At 46.1% G+C, this 20,728-nt stretch carries 18 protein-coding genes; 7 read left to right on the forward strand and 11 right to left on the reverse strand.

Going from position 1 to position 20,728, the window contains the following annotated elements:
- Positions 1–28: 28 nt before the first annotated feature.
- The 5 genes from WCK19_RS00540 to WCK19_RS00560 all read right to left on the reverse strand — a co-directional run bounded on the left by WCK19_RS00540 (position 29) and on the right by WCK19_RS00560 (position 4,372).
- Positions 29–607: an ADP-ribosylation factor-like protein gene (locus tag WCK19_RS00540; protein WP_342395388.1), complete on the reverse strand. Its 579-nt coding sequence runs from the start codon at positions 605–607 to the stop codon at positions 29–31.
- 23 nt (positions 608–630) lie between these two features.
- Entirely contained in the window at positions 631–1,125 is a 495-nt protein-coding gene (locus WCK19_RS00545) for a roadblock/LC7 domain-containing protein (protein WP_342395389.1), read from the reverse strand.
- A gap of 150 nt (positions 1,126–1,275) precedes the next feature.
- A complete protein-coding gene (locus WCK19_RS00550) occupies positions 1,276–1,635 on the reverse strand; it encodes a roadblock/LC7 domain-containing protein (protein ID WP_342395390.1) in 360 nt (119 codons plus the stop codon).
- A 166-nt stretch (positions 1,636–1,801) separates the two neighbouring features.
- A complete protein-coding gene (gene cax, locus WCK19_RS00555) occupies positions 1,802–2,989 on the reverse strand; it encodes a calcium/proton exchanger (protein WP_342395391.1) in 1,188 nt (395 codons plus the stop codon).
- A gap of 15 nt (positions 2,990–3,004) precedes the next feature.
- Entirely contained in the window at positions 3,005–4,372 is a 1,368-nt protein-coding gene (locus WCK19_RS00560; protein ID WP_342395392.1) for a S41 family peptidase, read from the reverse strand.
- A gap of 194 nt (positions 4,373–4,566) precedes the next feature.
- Here WCK19_RS00560 and WCK19_RS00565 point away from each other — a divergent pair, with 194 nt between their 5' ends.
- From WCK19_RS00565 to WCK19_RS00595, 7 genes are all read left to right on the forward strand, one after another.
- Positions 4,567–5,013, forward strand: a complete 447-nt coding sequence (locus WCK19_RS00565) for a cobalamin B12-binding domain-containing protein (protein WP_342395393.1) — start codon at positions 4,567–4,569, stop codon at positions 5,011–5,013.
- Complete coding sequence (meaB, locus tag WCK19_RS00570) at positions 5,014–5,991, forward strand: methylmalonyl Co-A mutase-associated GTPase MeaB (protein WP_342395394.1); 978 nt, start codon at positions 5,014–5,016, stop codon at positions 5,989–5,991.
- Between the two features lie 12 nt (positions 5,992–6,003).
- The gene (locus WCK19_RS00575; protein ID WP_342395395.1) at positions 6,004–7,284 is read left to right on the forward strand and encodes an exonuclease SbcCD subunit D; all 1,281 of its coding nucleotides are present in this window, start codon (positions 6,004–6,006) and stop codon (positions 7,282–7,284) included.
- A 109-nt stretch (positions 7,285–7,393) separates the two neighbouring features.
- On the forward strand, positions 7,394–12,271 hold the full coding sequence (locus tag WCK19_RS00580) for a tetratricopeptide repeat protein (RefSeq protein WP_342395396.1): 4,878 nt from the start codon (positions 7,394–7,396) through the stop codon (positions 12,269–12,271).
- Positions 12,272–12,336: 65 nt separating this feature from the next.
- Entirely contained in the window at positions 12,337–12,684 is a 348-nt protein-coding gene (locus tag WCK19_RS00585; RefSeq protein ID WP_341468737.1) for a roadblock/LC7 domain-containing protein, read from the forward strand.
- A gap of 139 nt (positions 12,685–12,823) precedes the next feature.
- Positions 12,824–13,279: a nucleoside-diphosphate kinase gene (gene ndk / locus WCK19_RS00590; protein ID WP_342395397.1), complete on the forward strand. Its 456-nt coding sequence runs from the start codon at positions 12,824–12,826 to the stop codon at positions 13,277–13,279.
- Between the two features lie 342 nt (positions 13,280–13,621).
- Positions 13,622–14,020 carry a hypothetical protein gene (locus tag WCK19_RS00595; RefSeq protein ID WP_342395398.1) on the forward strand — a complete coding sequence of 133 codons (399 nt, stop codon included), beginning with the start codon at positions 13,622–13,624 and terminating at the stop codon, positions 14,018–14,020.
- A 13-nt stretch (positions 14,021–14,033) separates the two neighbouring features.
- Here WCK19_RS00595 and WCK19_RS00600 read toward each other — a convergent pair whose 3' ends face one another.
- The 6 genes from WCK19_RS00600 to ligA form a co-directional block, all read right to left on the reverse strand.
- Positions 14,034–15,086: an SAM-dependent methyltransferase gene (locus WCK19_RS00600; protein WP_342395399.1), complete on the reverse strand. Its 1,053-nt coding sequence runs from the start codon at positions 15,084–15,086 to the stop codon at positions 14,034–14,036.
- A 3-nt stretch (positions 15,087–15,089) separates the two neighbouring features.
- Positions 15,090–16,163: a ParB/RepB/Spo0J family partition protein gene (locus WCK19_RS00605; protein WP_342395400.1), complete on the reverse strand. Its 1,074-nt coding sequence runs from the start codon at positions 16,161–16,163 to the stop codon at positions 15,090–15,092.
- An 11-nt stretch (positions 16,164–16,174) separates the two neighbouring features.
- Positions 16,175–16,948: an AAA family ATPase gene (locus WCK19_RS00610; protein ID WP_342395401.1), complete on the reverse strand. Its 774-nt coding sequence runs from the start codon at positions 16,946–16,948 to the stop codon at positions 16,175–16,177.
- A 211-nt stretch (positions 16,949–17,159) separates the two neighbouring features.
- Positions 17,160–18,125 (reverse strand): DUF4349 domain-containing protein, encoded by a 966-nt coding sequence (locus tag WCK19_RS00615; RefSeq protein WP_342395402.1) that lies wholly within the window; start codon positions 18,123–18,125, stop codon positions 17,160–17,162.
- A gap of 163 nt (positions 18,126–18,288) precedes the next feature.
- The gene (locus tag WCK19_RS00620; protein WP_342395403.1) at positions 18,289–18,516 is read right to left on the reverse strand and encodes a hypothetical protein; all 228 of its coding nucleotides are present in this window, start codon (positions 18,514–18,516) and stop codon (positions 18,289–18,291) included.
- 108 nt (positions 18,517–18,624) lie between these two features.
- Positions 18,625–20,667 carry an NAD-dependent DNA ligase LigA gene (ligA, locus tag WCK19_RS00625; protein ID WP_342395404.1) on the reverse strand — a complete coding sequence of 681 codons (2,043 nt, stop codon included), beginning with the start codon at positions 20,665–20,667 and terminating at the stop codon, positions 18,625–18,627.
- Positions 20,668–20,728 lie beyond the last annotated feature (61 nt).

Raw genomic sequence — 20,728 nt, forward strand, 5'->3', positions numbered from 1 at the left:
GGTTGCTACTTTTAATCCTTGTTCTTAATTATAACTTACTGATAACCAGTTTACTGATTGACTTAAGCGTATCAAAAACCCCATCGCCCTTGCTGGCAATCGCCTCAAAGCGCGGGACTTTTATGGAAGAATTTAGATAATGATCCAATACTTCAACTGGTACGGCGTTGGGCATATCTCGCTTGTTATATTGCAATACCAGCGGGAATTCCAGAAATTTCTTACCCTGAGCCTGAATATTCCGAGCTAATTCTTGTAAACTTTGAATATTCTCGCGTAATTTGCTTTGCTGGCTGTCTGCTACGAAAACTACCCCATCCGCTCCGTTCAACACCGCCACGCGAGTGCGTTCATACAACACCTGACCCGGTACGGTATATAGGTGGAAGCGGGTTTGGAATCCGTGAACCTGACCCAAATCGAGCGGAAGAAAATCAAAAAACAGAGTACGCTCGGTTTCGGTAGCAATTGAAAGTAAATCACCTTTGGCATGACCGGGTACCGCGGAATGAATGTACTTTAAATTTGTGGTTTTTCCGCATAAGCCGGGTCCGTAATAAACAATTTTGCAGTGTATTTCGCGAGCCGCAACATTTATCAGAGCCATTTTTTATTCACCGCAAGTATAAATTAGTCCTTAAAGAGTAGGTCAATTGTATCTTCCACGCTGGTACGAAAACTGGTGCTGATTACAGCATCTTTAGCGCGGCTCTCTATTTTTACTCTTTCCAAAACAGCCCCAAGCTCATCAGTAGCACGCTTGCTCAACACTTTTACCAAACCGATATGGGTACGCTTGTCAAACATAACTACCAACATCCATTGCTCTTGAATCAGTTCGGTAAAAATATTCTCGCGAACGCCCTGTTGGAATAATACCCTAAAATCTTTTTCTTTTAATAAACGCGCTACTTCCCGACTACTAGCAAAAGTACCGGCTAACAACGCGCCTAACGCCGTTATATCCTGACGATCTGTATCACCCTGAGAAGCGATGACCTGACCGCTCTTGTCTAGCAACATTGAATAGTTCGCCCCAGTTTCAGCCACAAGACGCTCAAGGCATTCCTCAATATTGGAGGTTTCAATCTGAGAAACTATTATACTAGTTAATTGAGGATCCATAATCTCTCCTGTCAATTCCCGTTATGCCAAGCGGGAGTTGTGTTACAGCTTGCGGCAATTTTAGGCGTGCTTTACCAAAGCGTAAAAAAGCGCCCGAAGCTTCAAAATTGATTATACAATATAGTATTTGTAAAACCAATAGTAATTGCTTTATTCACCCAGAGCATCAATTAATAATTGGCGATATTTTTTACCCAGATAACGTATCTTGCCAATACTATTGGGGTCGGTAGAAACCACCAGCAACATAGTTTCTTCAGTCAAAGGCTCTAGCACTATTGCGCCGCCCGTATATTCCAGTACAGCCTGTGTGGTAGTGCCACGTTCTGTTTCATGACCGAGAGCCACGCTCATTTGCAAACCGGTAGTAGCAATAGCACAAATCGAATCTACATCCAAATTGCCCCTACTAAAGCTATCCAACTGCATGCCATCCAAGCTGACTATTGCCGCCATCTCTACGTCTTTTACCGCTTTAAACTTGTTTAATACGTCGCGTAACGCCGCCATTTGCCAGCCTCCCTTTAATAGAGTAGTCAGTATTTAAACTTTTCAAGGTTTATAAGGATTTCTACACAGTTATAACATGATTATGTCAAATTATCATCTAATATGCAAGACCCGGCAATAGCCCTTTTCAAGTAAAATTTGACAATGATTCTTAATATAGAAATGCCTATTTCAAGCTTGGGAAAACAACAGGCGGGTGCAGATAAAAGGCAATTCCTAAAATCGCATAAGCCGCCAGCAATTGCAAACCTTCAAACCAGTTACTCTCATTATCCTGCGTAACCAGATTCATAATTACTACCGAAACTACAATTGCAATCAACTCAAACTCTCCAAAATAAAGGTCAAGCTGACTATTGCCGCCCATAAAAAAGCCTACAAACACCAGCACCGGAGCGACAAAAAGAGCAATCTGCGCCGCGCTGCCGATTGAGATACTCAACGCCAGTGTCATTTTGTTCTTCATCGCTACTGTGACAGCAGTGAGATGTTCGGCAGCGTTCCCGATGATTGCCACCAGAATTACCCCAACAAATAGCTCAGTCCAGCCCAGTTCTTTGGTTAGTGGCTCTATACTACCAACCAATGTTTCGGAAATCATCCCAATAGTAACGGTAGCTATAACCAACGTAATCAAAGAACGCTTCACACCCCAAGCTGACCCGTGTATAACCTCATCGGTTTTAGCTATCTCATTTTCATATTCCTGCAAACCCTCCGGCAATTCTTCATCGGCAGTTTCTTTGCTATGAGTACGAAGCGTAAAGAAAAGTTGCGCGGCGTAGGATACCAGCAGAATAACCGAAACCAGCAAGCTCAGGTTTTCCACCAGTGAAGGCAGGTTATCATTGCGCCCAGATGTGGCTACAAATACCGAAGGTACGATTAGAGCAATACAGGCAAGGGTCATCTGACTAGCGGAAGAACTAGCAATATAGCGGTTAAAACGCTGATTTTTATAACCCAAGCCCCCGAAAAACATAGACAAGCCCAATACAAACAGGATGTTACCGATAATTGAGCCGGTAATAGAAGCCTTTACCACCTCCGGTATGCCCTTGGAAAGCGCAATAATGGCAATAATTAATTCCACCGCGTTTCCAAAAGTAGCATTGAGCAAACCGCCTAGAGTTGCGCCCATTTTGGAAGCAATTGATTCGGTAGCCTCTCCCAATAGCTTGGCAAGCGGCACAATTGCCAGCGCACAAATAAAGAAGGTGGCTATTGGTGACAAATCGGCAAAACGCGCTAACAAAGCAAGCGGTACAAACACATAAAATACGGTCAAAATTTTGTCGAAAAGCGAGGCACGTCCAAATTCCCCAAAGGCACGCCCAACAAATCCTGCTACCATTTGTACTCCCGTCTGCTAAAGTGGTGGTATCTGTTCTTTATCCAGAAAAAACTTCACGGCGCGTTCCAGTTGTGGGTCGCGTCCTGCGGTAATGTCATCCTGAGTCTGATTTACAACGATATTAGGCTGCAAGCCCTGCTTTGATATATCTATTTTAGCAGGAGTGTACCATTTTTCAAAAGTGATACGGGCGGTTGAACCATCAAAGAGCGACACTACATATTGGGCTACCCCTTTGCCATAAGTACGCTGTCCGATTAGGGGGGCGCGGTTTCTATCTCGCAACGCCCCGGCAGTAATCTCGCTGGCGCTGGCAGAATCCTTGTTGACCAGCACTGCCAACGGAATATCGTACAATGCCAGACCACCTTTATTTTCGGCTACGCTCTCGCTACGGAATTTTACATTATCGGAAGGAATATCGGCATAATATGCCACGCCCCCATTCAGAAACCGCGCTAACAAATCTTTAGCAGTATCTACTAACCCGCCACCATTGTTACGCAAGTCCAAAACCAACCCAGTAGCGCCGGCATCGGTAAGGCGTTTCACTTTTTGGTCAAATTCCTTAATAGTATTAGAGCCAAATACCGAAACATTGATATAACCAATTTTATCCGGTAGTAATTTTACAGTTACAGAAGGGCGGATAAACGAATCGCGGGTAATTTCAATATCCAGTTCACGATTATTTTCCGAAGGGCGGCGTAAAGTAACCGTTACTTTTGTACCCTTATCGCCTCGCAGCAAAGTTGATAATTGCGTTAGATCCTTGCTAGAGTCACCTGTCTGTGTTAGTTCCTGTCCACCCACTTTCAGGAAAATATCGCCTTCCTTCAAGCCTACTTTCTCGGCAGGAGTACCCTCAAACACCTCTTTTATTGTAATCGTCTTATCTAGGTTATATTGTGTGATAATACCAATACCAACCTGCTGACCCGATAGGTTTTGGCTCAATTCGGCGCTACGTGCGGGTGGCACAAATTGGGTAAAAGGGTCACCCAACGAATTAGCGACCGCTTGGGCTGCCGCATAAGCCATATCCTTATGTTTGATTTTATCGCGTTCGTAATAATAACGGTCTATTAGCGTAAAGGTCTGGCTTAAGTCTAACCATTGGCGATGGGCATCAGTAGGGATATTACTAGAACTCAGGATTGGTTTCTGAATCAGGTTCAAAAACCCGTCATCGAAAGGCGTATTCTGCATAAAAATAGTAAAAATAATTCCCAGAAAAAAGGCAACCACGAACAGAAATATCCCGCCAACTGCTATTTGCAATTTTACAAAGCGTGGTAACAAGATATAATTCGGTTTGGAAGGTGGAAGAATCTGAGGTTCAGATTCCAGATTTAAATCTTCAGGTTTTGCATCTTCTTGCATTCGGTTAGTCAATTCCCCTAAATATAGGTCAAATTAGAGAGTATAGTGCGGTATAGTAATGATAAAGAAGCAACGTCAGCTAGTCAAACCGAGTCAGACCAATTCAATTTGAAGCGTGTTGATAGGCATGATAAAATTTAACATTATTCGGAGCCATTCTACATTCAATGCGGAAGCTGAGAAAGGGAAATGCTATGACCCAGCAGAATGAAGTACAACACAAAATCAGAGTATTAATCGCGAAACCCGGTTTAGATGGGCATGATCGGGGCGCGAAGGTAGTAACGCGCGGCTTACGAGATGCCGGTATGGAAGTAATCTATACAGGGTTGCACCAAACCCCAGAAATGATAGTAGAAGCAGCGCTTCAGGAAGATGTTGATGCCATTGGGCTGAGTATTCTCAGCGGCGCTCATACTGTCCTGTTTCCGCGTGTCATGAAGTTGCTGAATGAAAATAACATGGAAGATGTACTGGTATTCGCCGGTGGCATCATTCCACCGGAAGAAGTGGAAGAAATCAAAAAGCTAGGCATACAGGCTGTTTTCGGTCCCGGCACCACTATTGAAGAAACTGCCAACTTCATACGCAAGAACGTGCGCCCGACAGCAAGCGCGGCTACCGGGAGTGAAAAACGCTAAATGGCTTCAAGTTCAATCCCGCAGCCTACTCCCGAAATTCTGGGATTAGTAGAACGTGGTTTGGGAGGTGATCGGCGTGCGCTTGCTCGCGCCATCACTATCGTGGAGAATCGTACTGCTGAAGCCTCCATGCTCCTTAAACAATTGTACCCTCTAACCGGACGCGCCCATATCATCGGCATTACTGGCGCACCCGGCGCCGGTAAAAGTACCTTGACCAATCAGCTAATCAAGGAATTCCGAAGGCGCAACCATTCGGTTGGGGTAATAGCGATAGACCCTACCAGTACCCTGACCGGTGGCGCGGTTCTGGGCGATCGCATACGCATGCTCGAAAATTACAACGATAAAGAAGTATTTATTCGTAGCATGGCAACACGTGGGCAACTGGGCGGCTTGGCTTCTGCCACTAGCGATGTGGTGAGAGCTATGGACGCTTTCGGTAAAGACATCATCATCCTTGAAACAGTCGGTGTTGGGCAAGATGAAGTGGATATTGCCAAAGCAGCCCACAGTACAATACTGGTAGAAGTACCCGGCATGGGCGATGATATTCAGGCAATCAAAGCTGGGGTGTTGGAAATTGCCGACCTGATTGTGATTAATAAAGCCGATCGCGATGGAGTCGAGCGCTTGCAATTGCACCTACGCGCAATGATGAGTCTTGCTTCCAAAAAACGTGATTGGGAAATACCTATTCTTAAAACCATAGCGGCTGAAGGTTCTGGTATTTGCGAATTGGCAGACCAAGCGGAAGCCCATCTAGCCTATCTGAAAAGCAGCGGTGAATACGGCAAGCGCGAAAAACTTCGCCTGCGAGATGAGATGCTTTCACGCATAAGCGAGGAAATATTAATACGGCTGCTAAAATCGGAAAATGCGCCGGGCGGTTTGAAAGAGTTGCTTGAGCGAATTGAGCAGCGCGAATTGGATCTTTACGAAGCGGTTATAAAACTACTCAATGGAGCGCTCCAGTAGCGGTAAAATCAAATGCGCCTATTACATATTGCCGACATTCATTTTGGCATCGAAACCTATTCGAGGGTAGATCCGCAAACGGGCTACCCTACGCGCCTACTCGATTTCATGTACGCCTTTGACCGAGCCATAGAAACAGCAATGGAAATGGGCGTGGATGCGGTTTTGTTCGCGGGCGATGCCTATAAAAGTCGCGACCCCAACCCTACCGTACAACGCGAGTTTGCTCAGCGAATCCAGCGCCTTGCCTCAAATGGTATTCCGGTTTATCTCTTGACCGGAAACCATGACCTACCAAGCATTAGCAATCGCGCCCATGCCATTGAAATTTTCCAGACTCTGCATGTGCCAAATGTGTATGTTGCACGCGAAATCGGGCTGACCTTAATCAAAACCAAAAGCGGACCACTTCAGGTAGTCGCACTCCCATGGGTTACACGCGCCGGATTAATTGCCAAAGAAGAATATCGCGGCAAAGCTATGGAAGAGTTAAATGAATTAATGACTGTGCGAATAACCAACGCCCTAAACGCCTTTATCACCAAGCTCGACCCGCAAATACCGGCAGTGCTGGCAGCACATGCTACTATCGCCGGATCGGTTTTTGGTCTCGAACGCTCGATAATGTTAGGTCAAGATTTGGTAATCCAGAAAAGTATGCTAAGCGCATCTCGTTTTGATTACGTAGCGGTTGGGCATATCCACAAACATCAGCATTATGAAGTGGATGGCGTTTCCATCGTGTATCCCGGCAGTATCGAACGAATAGATTTTGGCGAAGAAAAAGAAGATAAAGGCTTCGTAATTGTGGATATTAATGATCAGGGCGGTGGGCGTGCGTCGCGCAACACTACTTGGGCATTCCATGCCGACCACCAGACGCGCCCTTTTCGCACGCTGGAATTAGATATAAAGCAAGTTGAAAGTGATGGGTTGGTAACCCCCACTACGGCAATTATACAGGCGTTACAGCGTGAAGCTAGTAAGTGGGAAAACGGCTTGAACGAAGCAATCGTTCGCCTCAAAATCAAATTGCGACCGGAACAAGAAGGGCAAGTGCGCGAAGATGAAATAAGGCGCGTCTTGCATGAAATGAAAGTTTACCTAGTTGCTGCTATCAGTCGGGAAGTAGATAAACCGCGTAGGACTCGCCTCGCAGGACTAGAAGTAGAAGAATTAACGCCACTTCAACTACTCGAAAAATACCTTCAAAGTAAGCAGGTTGACTCGCGCCGCATCGAGATTTTGCTCAAACATGCCCGCGATATCATCAACCCAATAGGCTCTCAATAGGTTTTCCGACTAAAGTATTGCCATTCTATATAGTTTACCTTATAATTACGCTACATAACTAATTTTATGTAAATAATGAGACACAATTAAATTAGCAGGAATAACTCCAATGGCGGGCGAACGAGTTAAACTCGATGAGATTATTAATCAGGCTAAGCAACTCATGGAGAATGGTGAGCCTGATAAGGCAGTTTTGTTATGCCAGCATGTTTTCCGCTATTACCCTCGTTGCCTTGAAGCTACACGCCAAATGGGCGAAGCTTATACTGAGAAGCGGTTGCTGGAAGAAGCGGATAAACTGTTCTCTTACGTGCTGGCAGCAGACCCTCATGACGTGCTGGGCTATGTAGATAGAGGTTTTATTGCTTATGAGCGGGGCAATATTGACAACGCTATAGTTTATTATGAGCGTGCGCTAGAGCTTGACCCCAACATAGAACAATTGCGGGTAGAGTTACTGCGTCTATACCGCGAGCATCAAGGTATGGAGCGTCCGCGCTTGCGCCTCACCAAAGCCGGATTGGCGCATCAGCGTATCCGCGATGGTTTTTTCAGCCAAGCGATTGATGAGTTTCTCGCAATCCTTCGCGAAACCCCCAACCGCATAGATATTCAAACCGGACTGGCAGAAGCCTACTGGCGCAATCGCGATTACTACCGTGCAGAGCAGCTTTGCCGCGAACTGCTGGAAGAACAACCCTACCTGATTAAATGTAACCTGATTTTGTGGCATATTTACGGGGTTCGCCGCCGCGAAGAAAGAGCCGCCGTCTATCTGGAAAAAGCGCAAGCACTTGACCCCCTGTACCTAGTAGCCGAACGTCTCTTTGAAGACCCTGCCGCTTCGGATGGAGCATTAAATTATCTGGCAATGTTAGGGGCTGCCCAATTGCCGCCGCCTGATTGGTCGAAACTCGAAGCCGAAAAAGAAAACCAGCCTCTATTACCAGCATGGGTTACTGCCGATGCCGCAACCGACCTACAACTGGGCTTGAAAGGCGTAAACCCCGATGAAGAGGAGAAAAGCACCTTTAAAGAGCTTACCGGAGAAAATGACTGGTTCGAGCGCCTGTTAGCAGAGAGCGAAGCGGTTGCAGAGCAGGAAAATAAGGCACAGGAAGAAATCGAAGCAATCGCGGAGCTTGAAAAAATCAGGCGGGGTGATGAGGATAGTGCATTCGATAGTTTCTTTGATGACATAGATATACCGCATGCTGCAACCCTTGCTCCGTCGCCACCCTCATTTGCGCCGAAAGTAGCTGAGGAAGAACTTGCAGGACTACAACCTTTCAGTTTCGACATCGAGCAGGAAGATTTAGAATTAGTAGATTTTGCGGCTTCAGCTTATCCAACGGGAGTGAGTATCCCTACCGCCGAGACCGACAATCAAGAAAAATCGAGCGCGTCTAACGAACTATTTGACCTGTTTGATGTAGAAGATTTTACCCCTACCCCAAATCTAGCTACCAAGCTGTCAGTATTTAAAGAGTCTTTTCAAGAACAATCCCTTGAACCAGCTTTAGAATTTGAGCATGAACTTAGCGGAGTGGAACAACCGCCTGTAATCAACCCTGACCAAGAAGAAATTGCGTATGATAATTCATATTTTGAGAATCTATTTGTAGAACAGCAGATACCTGCAAAGGTCAATGGAAAAGAAGCAATAGCTGAATTTATTGATGAGGAATGGGCTGTTCATGCTGAAACTGGCACTCCCGGTATAATTCAGGAGCATGCTTTCCATATGCGCGATGAGCGTGGTCCAGAACCTGTATATGCCGCCGAAGAAATAGCCAAAAGTACAAATATTCCACCCATAGGGGTGTTGGAAGAGGAAGTATTACAAACCGAAAGTAGTATAGCTTCCTCAGATAGCAAGGAGATTGAGGAAATGCCTATCAAAAGAGGCAAACCGGAAGAAGAAGGCGATTTATTTGATTGGGAGCGAGAAGAACTTCCGGATTACTTGCTGCCTTATGCAATGAATGAGCAAGAAGCTGAAAAGCTTAGTTTTCAGCAAGAAAACCCTCCGATTGAGGATGTTTCTACATCACCTGCACGCATCCGCCCACGCGAAATTACTCTTGGCGGTAATGACCTTCCTGATTGGCTAAACCCCGGCGCAAGTCAGCAGAGTACAACCGCTCGTGAAAATATGAGGGGTTCAAGCAGCAGTATGACACCAAGCGATCTTCCTAATTGGGTAGATAGTACGCTGGAAGGGCAGGCACATCCCACCGCTACGTTCAACCCCACTCCCGGAGATTTTGGGCTGGATGAATTACAGCCTTTCTCGCTTGAAGAATCGGGAGTATTTGCCGCGCCCGTCCCACAAGTACCTACGCCACCACAGGCAGCGCCACAAACGCCACCGCCAACCCTAAATAACCAACCGTTGCATGCTTATATCCCAGATGATAGGGACTTTAACACGCCCACAGCCCCGATTTCACCTTTTAAAGATGATGATGATCTTATCCCATTCTCTTTTGAAGATATTACCGGACAACCGCCCAATCTTGGTTTTGGAACCCAAGCTACTGCGCCTTTCAAGCCACCGGTGCAACCTGTCTCAGTGCAACCAACTACAGCTTTCTCCATGCCTTCCGGTTTGGAGGATATGGATGATTTGATACCTTTTAATCCTTTTGAAGAAGCGGTCGAGAAAACCCAGAAGCCAACACAAGCGCCGATTCCACCTCAATTCAACCAACCCTCGGCGACTAATCCTTTTGGAACGCCCCGCGGTGGCACTCCCCCGACTTCACCTTTTGAAAGTTGGGGAAATCTGGATGATCTAGAACCATTTACCTTTGAGGAGGAAGTATCCGGCGCGAGTTCCCAAACCGGAAGCCCTTCCGGAGCTTTAAAGCCGCAAGGCTTCCAAGATATGAGCGGAATGAAGCTAAATGATTTATCATCCGCCACTTCTCAGGACAACTCCACAACCGGAATACCCAGTTTTGGTGGACTTTCCTCAATCCCATCGCAACAGCTTCCATTCTCCGAGGAGTCATCTTTAGATGACTTGGAAGGAGTGGATCTTGAACCATTTTCGCTGGAAGGATTCGAATCAATACCCGGTTTGGGCAAAGGCAAACCAGCTTTGCGTCCCGATTACCAGCCAGAACCTTTTATGCCTTCTACTACACGTCGTCCGCGCGAACCTGAACCGGAAGTAGAACCCGGACAAGAACGACCGTTGCGCCGCTTTAGTTGGCTGGAAAATCGCAAGAGAAAATCATCAGAATCTGAATCTGATGCCGAAGAAGCGAAGTCGAAAGGTTCAATGTTTGAACGAATGGCAGCACGCCATCGCCAAAGCGAAGAGCAAGGGCAGATTCCAGCTGAATCGGTTAAGCATGAAGAACCTGTACCACAAGAGTTCGATATTTTCCCATCATTTGAAGAAATCGAGCGACTGGCAGCAACAGGCGCAACCAGCCTTAACGAAGATGAAGCGCTATTATCTGAGCAAAGTGACATCCTAGAAAGCTTCACAACTGCTACGAATCAATCCGATTCTTTTGGGGAAGAAGAGATTCCAGCTTTCAAACCGGAGCTTGAAGCCGAAATGCAAACCGCCTTTACCGAAGGTGTTGCTGAAACTCAGGTTGAGCAGGAAGTTTTTGATTTAGGAGAGTTGCAATTCGATCAGTTTGACCTGAATGAATTTGCGCCTACTACTCAGAAAACGCAAGAACCGCTTGAAGAAGCCGAGCCGTTCAGCTTTAAACCGGACGAAACTGTTACTGAAGCAGTTACTCCCGCGATTGAAGACGAATTGTTCCCGCTCATTTTCGATGAGGAAGCGAAACCATTCGAGCCGATTGCTGCTGAACCGTTTGATATTAAAGCGGAAAGCGATTTCAGTTTTGCTCCATTTCTTACAGCCGAAGAAGCACCCACCTTCTATGCTGAGCCGAAACCAACCGAACCGTTCAGCTTTGATAATCTGTTTGCTGAACCTTTTGAAAAGGTGCAAAAACCAGCAGCCGAAGAAATCCCAACCTTCCAAGCTGAACCAGAACCAACCGAACCGTTCAGCTTTGATAACCTGTTTGCTGAACCAGAAGTAAAAGCGCAGGAACAAAAACCAGCAGCCGAAGAAATCCCAACCTTCCAAGCTGAACCGGAACCAACCGAACCGTTCAGCTTTGATAACCTGTTTGCTGAACCAGAAGTAAAAGCGCAGGAACAAAAACCAGCCGAGCTAGATTTATTGGGTGACTTTTTCAATGAACCGGAATTTATGCAGCCTATCGATGAAGGGCTGGCAATGTTCCACCCTGAACCGGAAGAAACGCAGCCTACTAGCAATTTAATGTCATTTGAAGAAGCTTCTAAAGCCTTCGGTATTACATTACCGGAGCAAGTGCCGCAAGAAGAATTTCCTGACTTCGATTTCGAATTGGCAATGCAGCCCGAAGCTGAGAATAATCTAACTGACTTCACACTTGAGCATTTTGAAGCGCCGGTTGAAGAATCCTATGCTGAAGCCTTGCCACAGCTTCCAGAAACAGAACTTGCTTCGGTTGAGGAATACAAACCAGCGTATGAGACAGAAATTCAGCCTATACCTGTAGAAGAACAGGAAACGCAAGAGGCTGCTACTCCGGTTGAGGCTGAAACGCTACAAGTGAACGAGGCAGAATTAATTACCGCAGAATCGGCACCCGTATCAGATTTAGCAGATTATCTAAACCGGGTACAGAATAGCCCGCGAGATTTCTCCGCCAATTTTGAGCTTGGCAGAGCTTATATGCAGCAAAAAGACTATAAGCAAGCCCTCGAATATTACGCTATGTCAATAAAACTGGCGGATAAAAGTGCCATTGATAATATAGTGGCTAAATTGCAAGAAATGTCTTCCCAATCCACTGAATTGCCGCGCTACCATCGTGTTCTAGGCGATGCCTATATGAAGCAAGGACATTATCACTGGGCATTAAGCGAATATAGCAAAGCGCTGGGTACAAAGAAATAAAGCTCAAGTCGGCAACACTTACATAAAATGCCGTCGCCGGGAAAATGCGGCGGTTAGGAGAGGCAATGGCTAAGTATTTTGAGGAATTGGTTAAACTTGACGGAGTTATTGGCGGTCTCCTTGTTGGAAAAGATGGTTTGGTAGTTCAGAGCCTCATGATAGAAGAGGAAGACGCTGAAATATTAGGTGCGATGGCAGCCAGCACTTTTGATACAGTAGCACGTACAACTGAAAGGTTGGGTATTGGCAAGCTAAATGATGCAATCGTAGGCGCGGCGGAAGGCTCATTGCAAATGCGCGAAGCAGGAGATTTGGTACTGGTCGTCATTTGCCAACCTCCTTACAATGTGGGCGAAGTGCGACTGGCGATGGCAAAAGCGGCACGGCGGGCGCGAGACGATTTTCAAGAATAGCGCGTTTGCCCTTTTGCCCAAAAAGTATTATCCTTATATCGCTTTTGTAAAATAATTGAAGTAGCCCAAACGCGGTGCCAAGTTCCGCTTTTGGGCTGTTTTATGGCTTGAGTTTTGCAATATAAGGAGAATTAAACAAGTGAGCCTCGAACGAACCCTGATTATTGTTAAACCTGATGGTGTACAGCGTGGCTTGACCGGTGAAATTATCAAACGTTTTGAGCAACGCGGCTTAAAATTTGTCGGTATGAAGTTGATGCACATTTCAACTGAACTTGCCAATAAACACTACGGAATCCATCAGGGTAAACCCTTCTTCGAGGGGTTGGTAAAGTACATTACCAGCAGCCCGGTATTGGTAGCAGTCCTCGAAGGCAAAAAAGCAATTGAAGTCGTCCGCAACACAATGGGTTCCACCAACCCGGTATCTGCCCCTCTTGGTACAATTCGTGGTGATTTGGCAGTAGAAATTGGGCGCAACCTAGTACATGGTTCTGACTCGCCGGAGAATGCAGCGATAGAAATCAATCTTTTCTTCAAACCCGAAGAATTGGTAAGCTACGAACGCGACACCGATAAATGGATTATGGAGTAAAAAGCAGCTTTTCCACAAAGCTGTAATGAGCATAGGTACGTTCGATAGAATCGGGCGTGCCTATCGAACGCGATTCGCCACCTAAGCAAGTTCAGTAGAAAAATTCTATTTGCATTTTTACCGATAAAAAGATATATTCTAAATAGAACAAAGACTCTATTACAATTAACTAGAATGGAGAAAACGAAAAGATTTAGTGCTTGGTGAAGTTTTCATCTCTATGAAAGACTTACTACAATTAGCTAAAGGGGTTGAAAAAAATCCCTTGCAACATTACGCCCAAAAGAAATCGTTAATTTTATAGTAGAACCTGACGAACGCGAATGGAAAAATGAATGGCGCGTGCAACTTTTGCAGTACAATTTATTTGACCTTGATGATAAAGGACAAGGTAAAGAAAGAAGAATTATTAGAAAATTACCGTATAAATATTCTTATGAATTTCTAACCGAGAGAGATTCCCGCCCTAGAAAACTAATGATAGAAGATTGGGAAATTGGTGCTCTTTATTGGAATTGTCTTGCTCTCACTGGAGATGAGAATGAGGCAAATAAACTTGTAAGAAAAAAATATTTTGATGATTTTGTTTCAAAAAATGATCTCTATTTCTTCTTGGGAACAACGTTACAATACCATATCAAAAATGCTCCTAACCCCTTCTTGATAATTGGAGTATTTTACCCGCCAAAATCAGGAACTGAAGAGCAACAACTATCTATGATAGATTTATTCAATTTGTAAGAAATAAAAAGTTTTATTTCTCCAGAAAAACGGTGACTTCCTGCCGATTGTGGAACAGATGCTTTGCTTGGACAAGGCGGAAACTTTGGCGCAACAGGGTAAGCGCTTGGCGCATATGCAATACCGGGTCAAGCGCAGGTGATGCAAAAGGTAGTTTGAGAGTAACCAATCCATGACCTCTGGGCGGTAATAAGTTGGCAAATTGCCCCATAAGCTCGGAAGTAGTGCGTGCATCTACCCTCATATCGCTTAAAATAAGGTCAAAGCGGCGTCTCTGCTTTTGTGCCAATCGTAAGTAATCGGCAGCATGCCCACGGAAATGGCGCAGGTTTGTATAGGAATTCAGACGTGGGTCTAATTCTGCGGGGTCAACCGCTACCACCTGTAACCCATTTTTGAGCAAAAGACGAGTCCAACCACCCGGCGCAGCGCCAAGGTCAAGCGCACTACCTGAATCCGGCAATTTTAGCCCGAAAATATCCATTGCTTCCAGCAATTTAAACTCGGCACGGCTGATTTGTTGCGACTCACGGGAAAAACGGCGCATACCGCCCGCCCAATCGCTCAAATTCTGGCTTACTTTTGAAATACCAACATAGGCAGTAGCTTCATAAACCGCCACCGAAACTACCACTTCCGGCGTTTTGATATTCTCAATTGCGCCAAATTTGGCTATTATCTTTTGGGATATGCCCTCTTTGATGGCGTAAGCGGTTAAAACGTGCTGTGGGTCTTCGCCCAAAAAGCGAGCCTGTACCGAAAAAGAAACTCCCTCAGATAGCAAACGGGCGGTAGCAGGCAATTCTACCAAAACTTGGGTGAGAGCAGCTAATTCTTCCCGCTCACGCAGCTTATGAATCAGCCAGACAGGGCAGATATGCCGCAAGAATACCGGCTCAAGCTTTTGCAAGCGCGTTGAGAGGGTTTCAAAGGGCATGGGACCTGTTACTAGCGAAACGCCGTCTCCAAGTAGCTTTTCGACTGTAATGGCAGGATCGGCTTCACACAGTTCTTCAAGGGCAGTGCTGATAAAATCAGAGGAAGCAGTTAGGATAGTTTGGGTCATAAGTTATATACCAAAATCTTCTCCGGTTATGCGCCGATAAAGCCACTCAAGCTCTTCTTCGCTATAAAATTGAACCACCAGTTTGCCCCCTCGCTTACTACGGGTTAATTCGACCTGCATGCTAAGCGCGTCACGGAATCTTTGCTCAAGGGCGCTGGTTTCAAGCTCGGAGATGCGCTGCTTTTGGCGATTATCGGGGTCTATTTCATCATTATAAGCGCGGGCAGCGTGGGCTGTATTCATCCGGCGGGCTGTTTCCTCAGTCTGGCGCACGCTCATAGCTTTCTCAACAATCAAGTTCATTAAGCGCAACCTGTCGCGATTATCCTTTGCCATTAGCAAGGCACGGGCATGTCCTTCCGTGAACAGATTATCACTCAAGGCATCGAGAATTTCTTTAGGCAAATCCAGCAAGCGCAGTGAATTGGTAATGGCGGTGCGGCTTTTACCGACTTTCTCCGACACCTGTTCTTGAGTGAGGCGAAATTCATCTACCAGTTGGCGATAGGCGTATGCCTCTTCAAGTGGGTTCAAGTCGGCACGTTGGATATTCTCAACTATTGCCAGTTCCAGCATCTGTAAAGGTGTTGTTTCTTTGACAACAACCGGAATAGTGGTAAGCCCAATCAGTTTGGCAGCTTGCCAGCGACGTTCTCCAGCAATCAACAGGTAACGGGCGCGATGCTCTTTCTTAACCCCGTCACCATCTGTAAGAGTCTCTTCCAGATAATCCGGGTCGTAATCGGGGTTATAACTTACCACCGGGGGTTGCACCAAACCGTGTACCCGAATTGAATTGGCAAGTTCTTCCAGCACATCTGGGTCAATTTTTTTACGCGGCTGGTAGGGGTTAGGCGCAATACTGGTAATAGGTACAGTTAATAAACCGATTTTGCGAACTTCTGACAATTTGCTCAAGGCATTTTCAGAGGGAGAGTCAGAAATCGAATCAGAAGTAATGGATTCCTCGCTCTCATCTTCGAGGGATGGTTTTATTTCTTCCACCTCACGAGCAGGAATTGCCCCCGGTATCAGTGCGTTCAACCCGCGACCCAGACCACCTCTTGCCTTAGCCATCTCTTGCCCCTCTACTTAATGCGTGCTACCATCTCGCGTGTCAGAATTTTGTACGCCTGAGCCCCTCGACTATTCGGGTCATATTCAAAAATAGACTGCCCGAAACTGGGAGCCTCACTCAAGCGCACACTACGCGGCACAACCGTATTGAATATTTGCTCCGGAAAATACTTTTTGACCTCTTCAACCACTTGCAATGCTAGGTTGGTACGTCCGTCATACATCGTCATAATGATGCCAAAAATGGTAAGCCGGGGGTTGAGCGCGGCTGTTACCAAATCAATTGTATTTTTTAGCTGAGTCAAGCCTTCCAACGCCAGATATTCACACTGGATCGGAATGATTACACCATCAGCAGCAGTCAGCGCATTCACAGTTATTTGACCCAGCGAAGGAGGGCAATCAATCAGGATATAGTCAAAACGAGAGCGTACCGGCTCCAGCGCCATTTTCAAACGAAAAGCACGCTCATCCTCGGTCAAAGTGGTAAGCTCTACTTCTGCGCCCGCCAATTCTACTGAAGCGGGTAACAGTTCCAGCCTTTCCCTACCCGAAGGCAGTATTGCCTGAGTAGCGGTACTTTCGCCCACCAGTACCTCGTAAAGCGATACTTCCAGTTCGCGCTTGTTAATACCAAGACTACCGGTAGCATTCCCCTGTGGGTCGCTATCTACCAGCAATATACGGTAGCCATCGGCGGCTAAGCCTGCGCTAAGACTTACGGCAGTAGTGGTTTTGCCCACACCGCCTTTTTGATTCGCAATTGCGATAATTTTATTCTTCAAAACCTGAAGCTTCTTTATATATTAAATTATCCCAATAAAGTAGGTTAATTTTAACAGCTTTAAGCCTAAGCCGCAATCTGCTTTCCATAATGTGGATAAATGGGGATATTCTGTGGAAAACGAGGGTCAATTGTGGATAAATAGCTTTATTATTGTATTGTTAAGGCTGGGCTAAACAATTTTATTTGTACTCAGTCCAGCCTTACTCGATTTAATTAGTTTGCTTTGAAGCGGGTGAGTGGAATAGGCGATGATATATTTTCCTGCCGAAGTAAAAGACTAGCCCCATCAATGGCACAAGCCAGATGCCATATAGCGCTAGGGTTACAGTTACAGTTGCCAGACCCTGCAAACCTCGCAAAGAGCCTTCCCATGCATCCGATAAAATCAAGCCGAAGTCCCAGTTGTTACCCGTTTTAATTACGGAGGCTGCGCCTTTGGGCGAAAGATTGACCGTTACCTGCGAATAGTCGCTTTTCTTCTCCAAATAGCTCATTCGCCCCTGCCTCCGCTCGATTTCGCCGCGCACGCTGGTCAATTCGCGCTGTACTGTCAGCGTTTCATTCACGTTGGTAGCCTTTTTCAGCAACTCTAGCAACTGAGCTTCGGTTGCTTTAAGGTTACGCATTTGCGAGTCTAAATCAACGTATTCTTCGGTCACATCTTGGCTAGTGGTAGTTTCGTTATCTACCTTGTAAACCAAAGCGCGTAGGCGAATCATCGTGTCATCAAACGCAACTGAGGGTATTTGCAATACAAGCGTGGCATAAGTCTTATCATCGCGGACGGTGGTATTGCTGCTGAATACTGTACCTTGCTGCTGCGCCACCAACGCCCGAATATCAGCCAGCGACTTCTCCATATTCTCCACCGTGACACTCAGAGTAGCATTACGGATTATCATCTGGTTGGCGCTTGTGCCAATATTATAACTACCAGAGCCTGTAGAAGTTGAGCTACTGGTAGAAGCAGGTACGGGCGCTTTAGCTGCTGACCCGGCTGCTGAGGTGGACTGTGGGACGTAGCCAAGACTCTTTTGAGTCGAACTAAATACGCTACCCGTTTGAGGACTCAAAATCACGCCCAATACCGCTGAAATAACCAGTATCACGACCAATACCACTGAGCCGTAAAGGAACAAGCGACGACGTGACGAAAAAAAACTTGGAGATTTCATTTGTTTGCTCCTGCGTTTAATAATTATTCCATTAACCGATAGTGTCATTAGGTTTCTACTTATTAAAACGTAGGTTATAACAAAAAAATCACATGGTTTATGCCTTTTTCTAAAAAACCGGGGAAATAACAGCCGGTAAAATTGGTAAGATACTAGCAGAAAGTTATTTAGAGCCTTTTTCCTGATTCTCGGAAAGTTGGGACACTTCGCCAACAAGTTCCTGCGCCAGCGTATTAAGTTCGGCAGCACGTTGCTTGAGCTGGCTAAGAGTATCGGGGCGTAAGCGTTGTTCGTACTCGTTCCGCAAATCAAGAATCAATTGGGCTAGACGGGCAATTTGCCGCACCTTCACCACAGGGCTATCCAATTTTACAGGTTCGCTGTATGCCATTTTTTCTCCAAAGTATATAATACAAAATTCGGCATAAGTTAAATTCAAAGAAATCAGGACGGTTTACCACAAAGATTCTTCAAAGATACTTTTCCGACTACTGCCTAATTAATCGTTGACCAATTTTTCAAATTCTTGCTCAGATAGGATCTTTATTCCGAGCGCCTGAGCTTTTGCCAGTTTGCTACCGGAATCCTCACCCGCAACCACATAGGTTGTATTTTTGCTTACGGAACTGCCCACAGTAGCACCTTTGCGCTTGAGCAACTCCTCAGCCGATTGCCGGGTATAGTTTAGCAATTTTCCGGTCAACACAAAGGTCATATTGGAAAGGGGTTTGCCGCTTTTCTCATCGCTATCATCAGGGTCGGCAGCACGCACCCCAAAAGCCAGAAGTTTATCCACCAACGCGGCGTTGCGCGTATCGGTAAAGAAAGCCACAATGCTTAGTGCCGCAACCTTACCCATGCCTTTTATCTCGGCAATTTCATCTGTACTTGCAGCCCTTAAGCGAGCTAGGCTCTTAAAACGCTGCGCCAGCATTTCAGCCGCTTTCTGCCCAATACCCTCAATTCCCAAAGCTGCCAACAGTTGCGAGAGCGGGCGCTGTTTGCTTTCCTCAATTTGCGCCAGCAACTTGTCGGCAAGCTTTTCTCCGAACCGCTCAAGGGAAATCAACTGTTCTTTTTTAAGGCTGTAAATATCGGCAAAATCTCGGATAAAGCCTTCATCATAGAAACGGTTGGTTATTTTTACGCCCAACCCTTCCATACCCATCGTCTGGATGAAATGGTTAATCCAATCACGGGTGCGATCCGGGCAATCAAACGAGTTATTGGTACAGTATAAAACCGCGTATTCAGGGTCACGGCGCGTTGGGAAACCACAACTAGGGCATTTTGGGGGCATCTCGAAGTCGGTTTCCTTGCCGGTGCGCCGCTCCTCGAAAACCTTCACAATGTTGGGAATCACATCTCCGGCGCGTTTAACCAATACTGTATCGCCGATTTTCAAGTGCAAGCGACGAATCTCATCTTCATTAAAAAGTGTAGCGTTTTGTACCGTAGTACCGCCGATTTGCACAGGCTCAAGTACCGCTTTTGGGGTAATGCTACCCGTGCGCCGTACCGATATGGTTATATCTTTCAGTACGGTAGTAGCCTCTCGCGCCGGAAATTTATAAGCGGTAGCCCAACGTGGGTCGCGCCCTACATAGCCCAGCAATTCCTGAGTTTTGAAATCGTTAAGCTTAATCACTGCGCCGTCAATCTCAAAATCGAGCGAGTCGCGGCGTGCCAACCAATCTCTGACGCAGTTTTCCACTTCTTCAAGAGTACGGCATAGCTTTATATCTTTAGCGGTGCGGAAGCCAAGCTTCCGAAAATATTCGAGTGCTTGAGTCTGGGTTTGAATTTCCAATCCATCTTCTATATAACCAAGGTTATATAGATAAATGCTAAGCGGACGAGAAGCTGTAATCGCTGGGTCTTTTTGGCGTAGAGAACCGGCAGCGCTGTTGCGCGGATTGGCAAAAAGCTTCTCCCCCTTTTCTGCCAGTTCACGATTCAATGCTTCAAAATCCTTTATCGCCAGATAAACCTCGCCCCTAACTTCAATGCGGCGTGGTATAGGTTTACCCTCTAATTGGCGTAACTTGAGCGGTACACTCTTAATGGTCTTGATATTCAGCGTAATATCTTCGCCAATAGCGCCATCACCCCGCGTTGCGGCGCGAACTAGCACGCCATCTTCATAGGTAAGCGCAACCGAAAGCCCGTCAATTTTAGGCTCTACCACATATTCAAATGCAACCTTGCCGGGAAAGAACTTGCGAGCGGCAGTATCCCAGCGCACCAAATCTTCCATGCTAAACACATTACTCAGGCTCAACATGGGGTAAGGGTGGCGCACTTTAGCAAAATCGGTCTGGGCGGTAGAAGTACCCACCCGGCGCGTAGGCGAATCTTCTGAAATTAGTTCGGGGTGGGATTCCTCTATTTGCTTTAGTTCGCGATATAAAGCGTCATATTCGGCATCGCTGACAATTGGGTCATCCAGCACATAGTAACGGTAATTGTGATAATCAAGCTGATGTAGCAGTTCAGCGACCCGCCGCGATAGCGCGTCTTCGTTTTCTGGAGTATGGCTCATTTTTTCGCTGCTGTAAAATTAGGGCGCATAACAGCGCCCCTAACCATTTTCTACTTCTTTA

Source organism: Candidatus Chlorohelix sp. (genome assembly GCF_037138995.1).
Classification (GTDB): domain Bacteria; phylum Chloroflexota; class Chloroflexia; order Chloroheliales; family Chloroheliaceae; genus Chlorohelix.